General features: G+C 69.2%; 11 protein-coding genes. 3 read left to right on the top strand and 8 right to left on the bottom strand.

Annotation, left to right across the window (positions count from 1 at the left end):
- Positions 1 to 12 precede the first annotated feature (12 nt).
- From rseP to pyrH, 7 genes are all read right to left on the bottom strand, one after another.
- Entirely contained in the window at positions 13 to 1,371 is a 1,359-nt protein-coding gene (rseP, locus tag E4F61_RS02795) for an RIP metalloprotease RseP (RefSeq protein ID WP_133478126.1), read from the bottom strand.
- 121 nt (positions 1,372 to 1,492) lie between these two features.
- A complete protein-coding gene (locus E4F61_RS02790) occupies positions 1,493 to 2,677 on the bottom strand; it encodes a 1-deoxy-D-xylulose-5-phosphate reductoisomerase (RefSeq protein WP_133478124.1) in 1,185 nt (394 codons plus the stop codon).
- Positions 2,677 to 3,513, bottom strand: a complete 837-nt coding sequence (locus E4F61_RS02785; protein ID WP_133478122.1) for a phosphatidate cytidylyltransferase — start codon at positions 3,511 to 3,513, stop codon at positions 2,677 to 2,679. Before E4F61_RS02785 ends, E4F61_RS02790 begins: the two co-directional genes overlap by 1 nt.
- On the bottom strand, positions 3,510 to 4,271 hold the full coding sequence (gene uppS, locus E4F61_RS02780) for a polyprenyl diphosphate synthase (protein WP_425480096.1): 762 nt from the start codon (positions 4,269 to 4,271) through the stop codon (positions 3,510 to 3,512). Before uppS ends, E4F61_RS02785 begins: the two co-directional genes overlap by 4 nt.
- A gap of 66 nt (positions 4,272 to 4,337) precedes the next feature.
- Complete coding sequence (gene frr / locus E4F61_RS02775; RefSeq protein ID WP_133478121.1) at positions 4,338 to 4,895, bottom strand: ribosome recycling factor; 558 nt, start codon at positions 4,893 to 4,895, stop codon at positions 4,338 to 4,340.
- 66 nt (positions 4,896 to 4,961) lie between these two features.
- Positions 4,962 to 5,867 (bottom strand): cation diffusion facilitator family transporter, encoded by a 906-nt coding sequence (locus E4F61_RS02770; protein WP_133478119.1) that lies wholly within the window; start codon positions 5,865 to 5,867, stop codon positions 4,962 to 4,964.
- Positions 5,868 to 5,870: 3 nt separating this feature from the next.
- On the bottom strand, positions 5,871 to 6,593 hold the full coding sequence (gene pyrH, locus E4F61_RS02765) for a UMP kinase (protein ID WP_133478117.1): 723 nt from the start codon (positions 6,591 to 6,593) through the stop codon (positions 5,871 to 5,873).
- A 230-nt stretch (positions 6,594 to 6,823) separates the two neighbouring features.
- Between pyrH and E4F61_RS02760 the strand changes: the two genes are divergently transcribed.
- From E4F61_RS02760 to E4F61_RS02750, 3 genes are all read left to right on the top strand, one after another.
- Positions 6,824 to 9,829, top strand: a complete 3,006-nt coding sequence (locus E4F61_RS02760; protein WP_133478115.1) for a TonB-dependent receptor — start codon at positions 6,824 to 6,826, stop codon at positions 9,827 to 9,829.
- 83 nt (positions 9,830 to 9,912) lie between these two features.
- Positions 9,913 to 11,460, top strand: coding sequence for a tetratricopeptide repeat-containing sulfotransferase family protein (locus E4F61_RS02755; protein WP_133478113.1), 1,548 nt, complete (start codon positions 9,913 to 9,915; stop codon positions 11,458 to 11,460).
- Positions 11,457 to 13,016 (top strand): tetratricopeptide repeat-containing sulfotransferase family protein, encoded by a 1,560-nt coding sequence (locus E4F61_RS02750; RefSeq protein WP_162301376.1) that lies wholly within the window; start codon positions 11,457 to 11,459, stop codon positions 13,014 to 13,016. The genes E4F61_RS02755 and E4F61_RS02750 overlap by 4 nt, the downstream gene beginning before the upstream one ends.
- 64 nt (positions 13,017 to 13,080) lie before the next feature.
- Here E4F61_RS02750 and tsf read toward each other — a convergent pair whose 3' ends face one another.
- Positions 13,081 to 13,950, bottom strand: coding sequence for a translation elongation factor Ts (gene tsf, locus E4F61_RS02745; RefSeq protein ID WP_133478108.1), 870 nt, complete (start codon positions 13,948 to 13,950; stop codon positions 13,081 to 13,083).
- Positions 13,951 to 13,976: the final 26 nt, after the last annotated feature.

Below are 13,976 nucleotides of genomic sequence, written 5' to 3'. Positions count from 1 at the left end.
CCGGAGCCGCCGTCAGCGCACCAGGTTGTTCACGATGTCGTTGTAGAACGCCAGCCCCATCAGGCCGACGATGATCGCCAGACCGACGAACTGGCCGGCCGCCATGGCGCGTTCGCTCACCGGGCGGCCCTTGATCAGCTCGATAAGGTAATACAGCAGGTGACCGCCATCCAATATCGGGATCGGGAGCAGGTTCAGAATGGCCAGGCTCAGCGAGAGCATGGCGAGCATCGAGAGGTACCAGGCCGTGCCGTGCGAGGCGTAGGCGTTGGCGGCGCGCGCGATGGTGATCGGGCCGGCGACGGTGTTGCGGACGTCGACCCGACCCGAAAATGCGCGGCCGAGCATCGCCACGAGCTCGTGCGCCTGGTGCGCGGTTTCGCGCACGGCGGCGGGCACGGCCTCGAGCGGACCGTAGCGCAGCACCGCGTCCGGTTCCGCGGGCGTGACCGGCGCGGGTCCCGCGCCGAGCATCCAGCGCTCGCCCTCGGCGTCACGGTGGCGGACGGGTTCCATCGGGAATGCGAGGCGCTCGCCCGCGCGCTGGACCTCGACCATGCCCGACGCCCCGCTGCGGCCGAGCGATTCGACGAGCGGCGGCACGTCCTCCCAGCTGTGCACCGGCCGGCCGTCGATCGCGGTCACTACGTCCCCGGGCTGCAGCACGCCCGCGGCGGGCAGGCCCTCCACCAGCTTGCCGATGCGCGCGGGGATCACCCGATGGCGCGGCGCGAGGCCGATCGCCTCGACCGCGCGCAGCTCGTCGATCGTCGCGGGCAGCTGCGACAGCCGCAGGCGGCGCGTGGCGTCGTCGCCGGCGGGTGTGCGAACGCGTACCTCGACGTCGCGACGATCCAGCGCGGCCGGGATCAGGGCCATCTCCGCTTCGGTCCAGGTCGGCGTCTCGCGGGAGTCGACCGCGAGCACGGTGTCACCGGCCTGCAGCCCCGCGCTGGCGGCGATCCCCTCCACGTGCCCGATGGCCGGGACGAAATCCGGTCGTCCGATCACGAACATGCCCCACAGCAGCGCGACGCAGAGGACGAGATTCGCGACGGGGCCGGCGGCCACGATCGCCATGCGCTGCCAGACCGACTTGCGATTGAACGCGAGGTGCATCGCCTCGGGGGCGACCGGCCCCTCGCGCTCGTCGAGCATCTTCACGTAGCCGCCGAGCGGTAGCGCGGCCACGGCGTATTCGGTGCCGTCACGGCCGATGCGCGACCACAGCGGCTTGCCGAAGCCGATCGAGAAGCGCAGCACGCGCACGCCGCAGCGCCGCGCGACCCAGTAGTGGCCGAACTCGTGGAACGACACCAGGATCCCGAGGCTGACCGCGAGCCACCAGACCGATCCGATCAACTCGTTCAATGCGTTCTCCCGCGGGCCGCGCCTGCGGCCGCTGATGCAGACCCCCGGGCGGGCCGAAGGTTCAGTGCCGCGCGCATCGTCGCCGATCCGGACGTCGCGACGGTGAACGGCGGCAGGACGCTCATCCGGCGCGCTCCAAGCGGCGGCCCGCATCGGCGCGCGCGCGACGGTCGGCATCGCGCAGGGCTTCGAGGTCGTGCGCGTCGAGGCCGGCCAGCGCGTCCAGAGTGCCCGCCACCACCGCGGCGATGTCGAGGAATCCGATCCGGCCGGCCAGGAACGCCTCCACCGCGACCTCGTTGGCCGCGTTGAGCACCCCGGGCGCGGCGCCACCGGCGCGCAGCGCGTCGAACGCCAGCCGCAGGCACGGGAACGCGTCGAGGTCGGGCGCTTCGAAGTCGAGACGGCCGCCCTGGGCGACGAGATCGAGCCCGCCGACGCCCGATTCCAGGCGGTCCGGCCAGCCCAGGCCGACGGCCAGCGCGGTGCGCATGTCGGGCAGGCCGAGCTGCGCGAGCGTCGAGCCGTCGACGAACTCGACCAGCGAATGCACGAGGCTCTGCGGATGCACCAGCACGTCGATGGCGGAGGGTGGAACGCCGAAGAGGTGGTGCGCCTCGATCACCTCGAGGCCCTTGTTCATCAGCGTGGCGGAATCGACGGAGATCTTCGGGCCCATCGACCATTTGGGATGCGCGACCGCCTGCGCGGGGGTGACGTCGGCGAGCGACGCACGGCTGCGTCCGCGGAACGGCCCGCCCGACGCGGTGAGCACGAGGCGGCGCAGCCCGCGCGTCTCGCGCTCGGCGCGGCCATCGCGCGGCGGCAGGCACTGGAAGATCGCGTTGTGCTCGCTGTCAACCGGAACGATCTCGGCGCCGGCCTCGCGCGCGGCGCGCATGACGAGCGCGCCGGCGAGCACCAGCGATTCCTTGTTGGCCAGCGCGATGCGCTTGCCGGCCCGCGCGGCGGCGAGCGTCGAATCCAGTCCCGCGGCGCCGACGATGGCGGCCACCACGGTGTCGCAGGCGTCGCCCGCGGCGAGCGCGTCGATCGCGGCCATGCCCGCGTGCGCCTGCGTCGCCAGACCGGCCGATGCGAGGCCATCGCGCAGCGCGCCGTGCAGCCTCGGGTCAGCGATGACGGCGTGCTCCGGGCGATGCCGCATGCACAGCTCGACGAGCGCGTCCACGTTTCGGCCCGCCGCGAGGACGGTCGCGCTCAGCCGGTCGGGGTGCCGCGAGACGACGTCGAGTGCCGACGCGCCGATCGATCCCGTCGCGCCGAGGACGGCGACCCGGCGCATCACAGGCCGAACAGCGCCTTGCCGAGCGCGAAGACCGGCAACGCCGCGAGCACCGCATCGATGCGGTCGAGCGCGCCGCCATGGCCGGGAATCAGCGTTCCCGAGTCCTTCTTGCCCGCGTGTCGCTTGAGCAGGCTCTCGAACAGGTCGCCGACGACCGAGACCAGGATCGACGCGGCGGCGATCACCGCGACCTTCGGCAGGTCGCGCGGATCGGCGTCGGCGAGCAGCGAGAACGCGAGCGCGACGAGGGTGCCGACGACGACGCCGCCGAGCAGGCCCTCCCACGTCTTGTTGGGGCTGACGCGCGGCGCGAGCTTGTGCTTGCCGAGATGGCGACCGGCGAAGTACGCGCCGGTATCCGCGGCCCAGACGGCGGCGAGCGACGTGAGCAACCACTTGTGGCCGTTGGGGCCGTCCGCGTGCAGCCACGTGAGCGCGCACCACGCCGGCACCACCGCGAGCGTGCCGGCCGCGAGCTTGAGCGCCCGCGCCCACGACTGGTGGTTGCTGCCGAATTCGAAGCGCGAGAGCCAGAGCAGCGCCACGGCCCACCACACGATGCCGACGATCGCACCGACCTGGTAGAGCACCAGCGTGCCGCCCTCGCGCGAATGCGATGCCCACACGATGGCGACCATCAGGCCGAGGTTGGCGATCAGCAGCACCCACTTGTGCAGGCTGTCGTCGACATCGGCGAGGTCGAACCACTCCCACAGGCCGGCGAGGAATACGGCCGCGGCGGCGACCATCATCCAGGGCGTGGGGAGCAGCAGGATCGCGGCGATCGCGACGGGGGTCATCACCAGGGCGGCGACTACGCGGGTACGGGTCATTCGGACATCTCGGAATTGCCGCCGACCTGGGCCCCGGTCAGGCCGAAACGGCGTTCACGGCGCGCGTAGTCGTCCAGCGCAGCCTGCAGTGTCGCCGCATCAACGTCGGGCCACAACAAATCGGTGAACCAGAGCTCGGTGTAGGCGAGCTGCCAGAGCAGGAAGTTGCTGATGCGCAGCTCGCCGCCGGTGCGGATGAACAGGTCGGGCGGGGGCAGGTCGGCCAGTGCCACGTGCGCACCGAAGCGGGCCTCGTCGATGGCGTCGACCTCGATCCGGCCGGCGGCCACGTCCGCCGCCAGCGTGCGCGCCGCCTGCACGATGTCCCAGCGGCCGCCGTAGCTCACGGCGACGGCGAGGTCGAGGCGATCGTTGTGCGCGGTGCGGGCCTCGGCCTGCGCCATGCGGTCGCGGATGCCTGCGGCGAATCGCGAACGCTCGCCGATGAAGCGCACGCGCACGCCGCGGCGGTCGAGCTCGTCGACCTCGCGTTCGAGCGCGCCCGCGAACAGCTTCATCAGCCCGCCGACCTCGTCCTGCGGACGGTCCCAGTTCTCGCTCGAGAACGCGAACAGCGTCAGCGCGCGAACGCCGCGCTCGAGGCAGAAGTCGATGCAGGTATTGACCGCGCGGGCGCCGGCGCGATGGCCGATCAGGCGCGGACGCCGGCGCTTTTGCGCCCAGCGCCCGTTGCCATCCATGATGATGGCGATGTGGCGCGGGATCCGCGCGCGGGTCGGGGGTGCGGGGTCGGTCACGTCGGACTGCCGGGGTCGATGCGCGGTTCCGTTCGCGGGAGCCGCCGGAAAGCACGCATCCGGACCTCAGACCGCCATCAGTTCCTGTTCCTTGGCGCGAACCACCTCGTCGACGTTCTTGATCGCCTCGTCGGTGAGCTTCTGGATGTCCTGCTCGGCGCGCGCTGCGTCGTCCTCGGTGATCTGCTTCTCCTTGAGAAGTTCCTTCACCTGGTGGTTCGCGTCGCGGCGGATGTTGCGGATCGCGACCTTCGCGTCCTCGCCACCCGAATGCACGACCTTGGCGAGGTCCTTGCGGCGCTCCTCGGTGAGCGGCGGCAGGTTGAGGCGGATCACCATGCCGGCGGTGTTCGGCGTCAGGCCGAGGTCGGAGGCCAGGATCGCCTTCTCGACCGCGCCCACCATCGGCTTTTCCCACGGGGTGATCGTCAGCGAGCGGGCATCGCTCACCGCGACGCTGGCGACCTGCGACAGCGGTACGTCGGAGCCGTAGTAGTTGACCTTGATGTGGTCGACGAGCGTGGTCGTAGCGCGGCCCGTGCGGATCTTGACGAGGTCGTGGCGGAACGCCTCGACGCTCTTGGCCATGCGCGCCTTGGTGTCGTTCTTGATCTCGTTGAGCATCGCGGGCTCCGTCTCGGGTTCGTCGGTCGGCCGCGGATTATAGGGCAGCGCGTCGGCGCGGCCGCTCTAGTGGTGCGGTGCCCGGTCGTGCAGGTCGTGGTCGCAGGCGTCCCCGTGCTCGACCTGCAGCGTCGGATGGTTGATGCCGAAGCGATGGTCGAGCTCGTGGCTCACGCGGTCCAGGAATGCGTCGTGCCCGTCGGTGCCGGGCCGCACGAGATGCGCGGTCATGGCGACTTCGCCGGCGCCGAGCGGCCAGATGTGCAGGTGGTGGACGGCGGTCACGCCGTCCTGCGCGCCGAGGTAGGCCTCGACCTCCGCGTGGTCGATGCCCGGCGGCACCGCGTCCATCGCCGCGTTGAAGCTCTCACGCAGCAGCCCGAACGCGCTCACCGTGACGACCGCGCTGACCAGCAGGCCGGTGATCGGGTCCAGCCACTGCCAGCCCAGGGCCCACATGCCGAGGCCGGCGACCACGGCCGCCAGCGAAACCGCGGCGTCGGCCATCAGGTGCAGGAACGCGGCGCGGCGGTTGAGGTCGCGTTCGCGGCCGGCATGCATCATCCACGCGGCCGAGAGGTTCACGCCGATCCCGATCGCCGCGACGGCCATGATCGGCAGTGCAGGCACGGGCGGCGGGGCGTGCAGCCGCTGGATCGCCTCCCAGACCAGCGCGCCGGCGAAGCCCACCAGCAGCAGGGCGTTGGCCAGCGGCGAGAGCAGGGTGGCGCGGCGCCAGCCGTAGGTGTGGCGTGTCGTGGGCGCGCGGCGCGCGAGCGTGGCCGCCAGCCACGCCAGCGCGAGGCCTGCGACGTCGCCGAGGTTGTGCAACGCGTCCGACAGCAGCGCCAGTGAATTGGTCGCGAAGCCGTACCAGGCCTCGATGCCCGTGTAGGCGAGGTTGAGCAGCGTCGCGACCGCGAACGCGCGGGTCGGGTGCCCGTGCCCGTGGTGGGCGTGACCGCCGCCCATGCCTCAGGCGGCGCTGCGGACGAGGGTGCCGATCGCCTCGCCGCGCAGGATCCGCAGCAGCTGGCCCGGCTGGCTCATGTCGAAGATGCGGATGGGCAGCGAGGCGTCGCGGCACAGTGCGAACGCCGCGGTGTCCATCACCTGCAGGTCGCGGCTGAGCACGTCGTCGTAGGAAAGTGACTCGAAACGGACGGCATCGGCGTGCTTCTTCGGGTCCTTGTCGTAAACGCCGTCGACCTTCGTCGCCTTGAGCAGGAGGTCCGCACCGATCTCGATCGCCCGCAGCGCGGCGCCGGAGTCGGTCGTGAAGAAGGGATTGCCGGTGCCCGCAGCGCAGATGACGATCCGGCCCTTCTCGAGGTGCCGCACCGCCCGCCGCCGGATGTAGTCCTCGCACACCTGGTTGATCTTGAGAGCGCTCATCACCCGGCAGCGGGCACCGAGCTTTTCCAGCGCGTCCTGCATGGCGAGCGCGTTGATGATCGTCGCGAGCATGCCCATGTGGTCGCCCGTCACGCGGTCCATGCCCGCGGCCGCCAGGCCGGCGCCGCGGAAGATGTTGCCGCCCCCGATCACCAGCGCCACCTCCGCGCCGGCCTGCTGGGCCTCGATGACCTCATGGGCCAGCCGGGTGATGACCTTCGGGTCGATGCCGTAGTCCTCGTCCCCCATCAATGCCTCGCCCGAGAGTTTCAGGAGGACGCGGCGGTAGGCGAGGTCTGACATTGAAGGCTCCAGGAGTGCGTTCGCGGAATTGTAGGGCACGGCCGCCCGGCGCCACGAGAATGGTGCGCCGCAAAAAAGGTTTAGGCGGGCGCAAGAGCCGGAAGAATTCCAAATGTGATGAACATCTCAAATTAATATAAATTTTCTCTTAACGGTTGACCTTGACGCCCTTGTGAAAGGAATGTTCCGGGGTCGCCAAGCGGGCGGTTACCAACCAAGGGGAGTATTTCGTGTCGAAGAGACAGCAGGTGAACCTCGTATTGCGCCGCAGCGCGCTCACGGTCGCGCTTGGCATGTGCTTTACGGGTCCGGTCCTGGCGCAGAGCGCCTCCGGTAACGTCTTCGGCCAAGCGGCCGCGGGCTCGACCGTGTTGGTCGAAAGTCCCGAGACCGGCTTCCGTCGCGAAGTCACGGTGTCCTCGGACGGCACGTTCCGCCTGACCGCCCTCCAGCCGGGCACCTACCGCGTCACCGTGCGTGGCGCCGATGGACAGACGACCGTCCGCGAGCGCGTCGTCGTGAATGCCGGCGTCGGTACGTCGGTCGACTTCGCCGCACCCGCGGGCGGCGGCACGACGACGACCGAGGGCAATACCCTCGACACGGTGCGCGTGCGTGGTGTCCGCGCCGTCAACCCGATCGACGTTTCCTCGACGGAGTCGGTCACGATCCTCACGGCCGAGCAGATCGCCCGTATCCCGGTGCCGCGCGATACCACGAGCGTCGCGCTGCTCGCGCCGGGCACCGTGCGCGGCGACGCCGCGTTCGGCAACCTGGCCTCGTTCGGCGGTTCGTCCGTCGCCGAGAACCAGTACTTCGTCAACGGCTTCAACATCACCAACTCGTTCCGCAGCCTGAACTTCTCGCAGGTGCCGTTCGAGGCGATCGCCGAGCAGCAGGTCAAGACCGGCGGCTACGGCGCCGAGTTCGGCCGTTCGCTGGGCGGTGTAGTCAGCCAGACGACGAAGCGCGGTACGAACGACTTCCACGCGGGCGGCAATGTCTTCTGGTCGCCTTCCGACCTGCGCGCCGATCGTCGTGACGTCTACCTGCGCAACGGCACGCTGCGCGAGGACAACTCGCATGACGAGGCCGGCAACTACAGCGCGGCCGTGTGGGCGGGTGGCGCCCTGGTCAAGGACCGTCTGTTCGCATACGGGCTGGTCCAGTACAACCACTCGGACGCCGAAACCTGGGGCAGCATCCTCTCGTCGTCCAACACGAGCCAGAAGTCCAAGTCGCCGACCTACCTGCTCAAGCTCGACTGGAACATCAACGACTCCAACCTGCTGGAGTTCACGACGTTCTCGGACAAGCGCGACATCGAGACCGCCGTGTATCGCAACAGGCCGGGCGTCATCGAGCGCGGTGCGCTGATCGGCACCAACTACGGCGAGTCGGGCGGTGACAACTACGTCCTCCGCTACACCGGCTATTTCACCGACGACCTGACGCTGTCGGCGCTCTATGGCCACGGCAAGTACTCGCGCAGCCAGCGCCTGCGTACGGCCAACGGCGTCGACGTGCGCTACGGCGGTGACCTGAGCCAGCCGGCGACCGGCTGCCCGGTCATCGTCGACGCCCGCCCTGCCGCGCGCCGCGCCGCCACCGGCACGTATTCGAGCCAGTGCAACATCACCGGCGGCTCGATCGATCGCGAGGATTCCGGCGATACGCGCGACCAGTTCCGTGTCGACGGCGACTGGACGATCGGCGATCACTCGATCGGCTTCGGTCTCGATATCGACAACTACGAGTCCATCGCCGGCACCTCGATCGAGGGCGGCCGCACCTGGCGCTATTCGACGCTGTCGAACGGCACCGACGTCGTGCGCGAGCAGATCGTCAACCAGGGCGCAACCGTCAAGGTCAAGCAGCGCGCCCTGTACGTCGAGGACAACTGGCACGTCACCGACAACTTCATCGCCTACATCGGCGGCCGCTGGGACACGTTCGAGAACCTCAACGGCTTCGGCGAGACGTACGTCAAGGTCAGCAACCAGTTCGGTCCGCGCCTCGGCTTCACCTGGGACGTGAACGGTGACTCCACGTTCAAGGTCTACGGCAACGCGGGTCGCTATGCGCTGCCGTTGACGCCGAGCGTCGCTGTCCGCGGTGCGTCCGCATCGCTCTTCACCCGCCAGCAGTTCACCTTCACCGGCGTTGACCCGGTTACGGGCGCTCCGATCGGCATCGTGCCCCGCGCCGGCTCGACGGGTCGCCTCACGTACATCAACGGCGAGTTCGGTGAAGCGAAGAACCCGGCCACGATCGCGACGAACAACCTTGAGCCGATGTACCAGGACGAGTACATCCTCGGCTTCCAGAAGGCGATCTCGCAGAACATCAACCTCGGCGCCCGCGGCATCTTCCGTGACCTGAAGACCGCGATTGACGACAACTGCGATTACGCTGCGGTGCTCGAGGCCGCGGGCTTCGACGCGAACTTCCAGCGCAACGGTCGTACCGCTGAGCTGCCGAACAGTGGCTTCCCGTACTGCCGCATGTTCAACCCCGGCCAGGACGCGACCGTGCTCACCGACTTCTTCGGTGACGGCGTGCTCGAGAGCACGACGGTCCCGGGTGATCGCCTGTCGCCGAAGGCCAAGCGCACGTACAAGGCCCTCGAGCTGTTCATGGACGGCACGTGGGAGAAGTTCTTCGTGCAGGCCTCGTACACCTGGGCGCAGAGCAAGGGCAACACCGAAGGCGGCGTGAAGTCCGACATCGGTCAGGCCGATACGAGCGTGACGCAGGACTTCGACTACAAGGAGCTGACGGTCGATACCTACGGCTTCCTGCCGAACGATCGCCGCCACAGCCTAAAGGTGTTCGGCAACTACGAGTTCTCGGACGAGTGGTCGATGGGCGCCAACCTGCTCGTGCAGTCGGGCCGTCCGATCAACTGCTTCGGCGTGCTCCAGCTGCCGAACGGCTCGCTGCACCCCTACGGCGCCTCGTTCATGCGCTGCAACAACCAGCCGCGCCCGCGTGGCACGAGCGGCCGCCTGCCGTGGACCACGACCCTCGACTGGAACGTGGCCTACCGCCCGGCGTTCGTGAAGGGTCTGCAGTTCAAGATGGACGTCTTCAACCTGCTCAATACCCAGAAGGTCACCAGCGTCAGCGAAATCGCCGAGGACGGTGCCACGGGCACGGCCCTGGAGACCTACCTGATGCCGACGTCGTACCAGGCGCCTCGCCAGGTCCGCTTCATGGTGCAGTACGACTTCTGATCCCGCGCTCCACTCTCTCTCGTAACTCTTCAAAGGCCGCCGCAAGGCGGCCTTTTTTTATACGATCGATGCCGGGGTGACCGATGCGACCTGAGCGTTTCTGGCGACGACTGGACGAATACCGCGCTGCCGGCCAATGGGCGGCGGCGCGGACGATCTGTCACACCTATCTACAGGACGCGGACGACGCCGGGGCGTGGCTGGCACTTTCGTCGATCGAGCAGGCCTCGGGTGCTTACCGGCGCTCGCGCGCGGCTGCCGAAGGTGCCGCGGTCTCCCTGCGGGCGCCGGCCAACGCGACCCAGCTCGCCCGCGTCGCGCTCCGGCTGCTCGAGTTCAACGAGGTTGAACGCGCCCGCGCGACGATCGTCGCGGCCGACTGGAATGCACCGGACGTGCTGCGGCAGTCGCCGGCGCTGGTGCAGCAACTGTGGCTCGCGGGCGACGACGAGGCGGCGCTGCGGCTGGCGGAACACGCCCGCGACCGCATCGCGCCCAATGCGCGTCTGGAATACGCCTGTGGCCTGGTGTGCCGCGACACGGGCGCGATCGCGGCGGCGCAGGCGGCGTTCGAACACGCCGTCCGGATCGACCCGACGTTCGCCGCGACGCACTGGTCGCTCGCGTACATGGCCCCGAAGGGGGCGGCACGCATCGAGCGGATACGCGACGTGCTGTCGAAACCTGTAGCGGACGTCGGCAGCGCCATCGACCTGCAGTACGCGCTGTTCAAGGAACACGAGGCGGCGGGCGATACGGAGTCGGCCTGGAACGCGCTGGCTTCCGGTGCCCGCATGAAACACGGGACGCTCGCGCCCGGGCTGCGCGACCGCGACTACGCGACGCTCGCCGAGGCGCCGGGGCGGGCGCTACCCGCGCCGGACGCCAGTGGCATCCGGCCGATCGTGTTCATCGTCGGCATGCCGCGGACCGGAACGACCGTGGTCGAGCGGATCCTCGGCAACCACAGCGCGATGCAGGCCGCCGGAGAGCTGCAGGACTTCCATGCGGCGCTGTGCTTCCATCACGACCGTTTCCTCGACCTGCCGATGCTGTGCCGCGGCTACGAGGATCTGCGGGCGCACGAGGACGTGGGTGCGCGTTACCGCGCGTCCGTGCGGCGCTTCGGCGCCGACGGCAAGGGGCTGATCGACAAGAACCCCGCCAACTTCGTCTATGCGGGACTGATCGCCGAGTCGCTGCCGGAGGCGCGGATCATCTGCCTCGTGCGTGATCCGATGGACGCCTGCTTCTCCAATCTCAAGGAGCTCTTCAGCGGCGACGCCTATCCGTACAGCTACGATCTCCGCCAGCTCGCCGACTACTACGGCTGGTTCGAGCGCACGCGGCAGCGGTTCGAGGCCGCGCTCCCCGGGCGCTTCATGAGCGTCGACTACCGTGGACTCGTGGCCGATCCCGCGGCCGCCGCCGCGCGCATCCTCGAGTTTTGCGGTCTGCCGCACGAGCCCGGATGCGACCGGATCGAGCGCAACCGCAGCCGCGTGTCGACGGCGAGCAGCGCGCAGGTGCGGGAACCGATCCACGAGCGCTTCGTGGACGCGTGGACACGCTATCGCGAGCCGCTCTGGCCCTTGCAGGTTCGCCTCATGGCGCACGGGCTCGCCGCATGAACGCCGCAGCGAACGCAACGGACCTGCGCCGCCGCGCCGAGGCATTCGCCGAAGCGCGCGATTGGGCGCAGGCGATCGCCTGCTTCGAGGAAATCCGGCGCCTCACGCCGGGGGACGCCGACGTCGCCTTGCAGTTGTCGTACCTGCATTCGCTGGCGGGTCGCTACCGGCGCGCCCGCGAGCATGCGCTCGAGGCCTACCGGCTCAAGCCCAGTCGTCCGGCGGTGCTCAAGGAACTCGTCGCGCGGCTCCGCACGTTCAATGAAGCCGAGGCGCTGCTGGCATGCGTGCGCGGGCTCGGCGCGCTCAGCCGGATCGAGATCCCGCTGCTGCTCGCCATCGCGGCGCAGCTGAGCTACCTCAATCTGCAGGAGGACGCCCTGCGCTTCCTCGACGAAGCGCGGCGCGGCGATCCCGACTATCCGCCGACGCTGATGTCGCGCGCGCAGGTGCTCATCTACCTGGGCCGCTTCGACGAGGCCGAATCGGAGCTGCAGCGTTGCCGCACGCGGGCGCCGCAGCTGCCCAAGCTCTACTGGTTGCTGGCGACGCTGGGCCGCGCGCCGCGGGACGGCTCGCTCGCCCAGGCGATGGTCCGGCTGCTCCAGCGCCCCGGCCTGGCCGCCGAAGACGCCGCCATGCTGGGCTTCGCGCTGCATCTCGAGCTCGATCGCGCGGGCCGCCATGCGGAGGCCTGGCAGGCGCTGATGTTCGGCTGCCGTGCCAAGCGCGCGCAGGTCGACTACGCGCCTGCCGAGATGCGCGCGACGGTCGAGGCGCTGCGCCGATTGCCGATCGGGCGCGGCGCAGAGCGGGGCGGCGACGTAAGGCCGCGGCCGATCTTCATCGTGGGCATGCACCGCTCGGGGACGACGCTGCTGGAACAACTGCTCGACGCGAACCCGCAGGTGCGAAGCATCGGCGAGCTGTACGACTTCACGTCCGCGATGCGCTTCGAGACGGACCACCACTGCCGTGGCGTCGTCGACCTGACCGTCGTCGAGCGCGCGCGCGAGGCCGACTTCGCGGCGGTGGGGCAGCGCTACCTGGACGGGCTCGCGTGGCGCATCGGTGACGCGGCGTATTTCACCGACAAGCTTCCGTCGAATTTCCTCAATATCGGCTTCATCTCGCAGGCGCTGCCGAACGCGCGGATCCTGCACCTGGTGCGCGATCCGGTCGAGACCTGCTTCTCCAACCTGCGCGAGCTGTTTTCCGACGCCAACGCGTTCTCGTATGACCTCGGCGAACTTGCGGACTATTTCGGCCTGTATCGCGGGCTCATGGCGCATTGGCATGCCGCGCTGCCGGGCCGCATCCTCGACGTGCCGTATGCGGGGCTGGTCGACGACACCGAATCGACCATGCGGCGGGTCGCCGCGTTCTGCGGGCTGGAGTTCCTGCCGGCGATGACGGATCCGCAGTCGTCGGGGCGCGCCGTGGCGACGGCGAGCGCCGTGCAGGTGCGGCAGGGCATCCGGCGGCCGTCGCAGCCGAAGTGGAAGCCGTACGAGGCGGAACTGGCGCCGCTCATCCAGCGACTGCCACTGGTGTAACGGTGCAGCACAGACATGAAAAAGGCCGCTTTCGCGGCCTTTTCCGGTACATCGTGGCGATGGATCAGGCCAGGCCGGCCTGCTTCATCACTTCAGCCGCGAAATCGTCGGTCTGCTTCTCGATGCCTTCGCCGACGGCGAGGCGGACGAAGTTGACGACCTCGGCATTCGCCGCCTTCAGGGCCTGCTCGACCGACTGGTTGGTGTCGAGCACGTAGGCCTGGCCGGTCAGGCAGAGCTCGTTGACCGTCTTGCTGACCTTGCCCGAGATCATCTTCTCGAGGATTTCCTGCGGCTTGCCGGTGTCCTTGACCTGGGCCAGCGCGATTTCCTTTTCCTTCGCGACGAACTCGGCCGGGACGTGCGCCGGCGAGATGTACGGCGGGTTCATCGCCGCGATGTGCATCGCCAGGCCACGGGCCAGCTCGGCGTTGCCGCCCTTGAGCTCGACGATCACGCCGATGCGGCCGCCGTGGACGTAGGCGGCGAGGGTGTTCGCCGTCTCGATGCGGGCCATGCGACGGACCTGCACGTTCTCGCCGACCTTGGCGATGACGGCGGCGCGCGCTTCCTCGACCGTCTCGCCCGACGGGAGCTTGGTGGCCTTGAGCGACTCGACGTCCGCAGCGGCGAGGGCGGCCTGGCCGACCTGCTCCACGAACGTCAGGAAGTTGGTGTCCTTGGCGACGAAGTCCGTCTCCGAGTTCACCTCGACCAGCACCGCCGTGTTGGCGTTCTGCGCGGCGACGATGCGGCCTTCCGCGGCGATGCGGCTGGCCTTCTTGTCGGCCTTGGCCAGGCCGGTCTTGCGCAGCCAGTCGGCCGCGGCCTCGACGTCGCCGTTGTTCTCGGTGAGCGCCTTCTTGCACTCCATCATGCCGGCGCCGGTGCGCTCGCGCAGTTCCTTGACCAGGGAAGCAGTGATCTCTGCCATGGACGTAAGCCTCGATTCGTATGGGG

The sequence above is a fragment of the Cognatilysobacter segetis genome (assembly GCF_004359965.1).
Lineage (GTDB): Bacteria > Pseudomonadota > Gammaproteobacteria > Xanthomonadales > Xanthomonadaceae > Cognatilysobacter > Cognatilysobacter segetis.
Note: the sequence above shows the minus strand (reverse complement) of the source record. Positions and strands in the feature narration are given on the sequence as shown.

Bases quoted from the DNA above. Each gene is read 5' to 3' on its own strand.
- E4F61_RS02755 (WP_133478113.1), top strand. From the start codon at position 9,913: ATGCGACCTGAGCGTTTCTGGCGACGACTGGACGAATACCGCGCTGCC.
- pyrH (WP_133478117.1), bottom strand. From the start codon at position 6,593: ATGTCAGACCTCGCCTACCGCCGCGTCCTCCTGAAACTCTCGGGCGAG.
- E4F61_RS02770 (WP_133478119.1), bottom strand. From the start codon at position 5,867: ATGGGCGGCGGTCACGCCCACCACGGGCACGGGCACCCGACCCGCGCG.
- frr (WP_133478121.1), bottom strand. From the start codon at position 4,895: ATGCTCAACGAGATCAAGAACGACACCAAGGCGCGCATGGCCAAGAGC.
- E4F61_RS02790 (WP_133478124.1), bottom strand. From the start codon at position 2,677: ATGCGCCGGGTCGCCGTCCTCGGCGCGACGGGATCGATCGGCGCGTCG.
- E4F61_RS02785 (WP_133478122.1), bottom strand. From the start codon at position 3,513: ATGACCCGTACCCGCGTAGTCGCCGCCCTGGTGATGACCCCCGTCGCG.
- E4F61_RS02750 (WP_162301376.1), top strand. From the start codon at position 11,457: ATGAACGCCGCAGCGAACGCAACGGACCTGCGCCGCCGCGCCGAGGCA.
- tsf (WP_133478108.1), bottom strand. From the start codon at position 13,950: ATGGCAGAGATCACTGCTTCCCTGGTCAAGGAACTGCGCGAGCGCACC.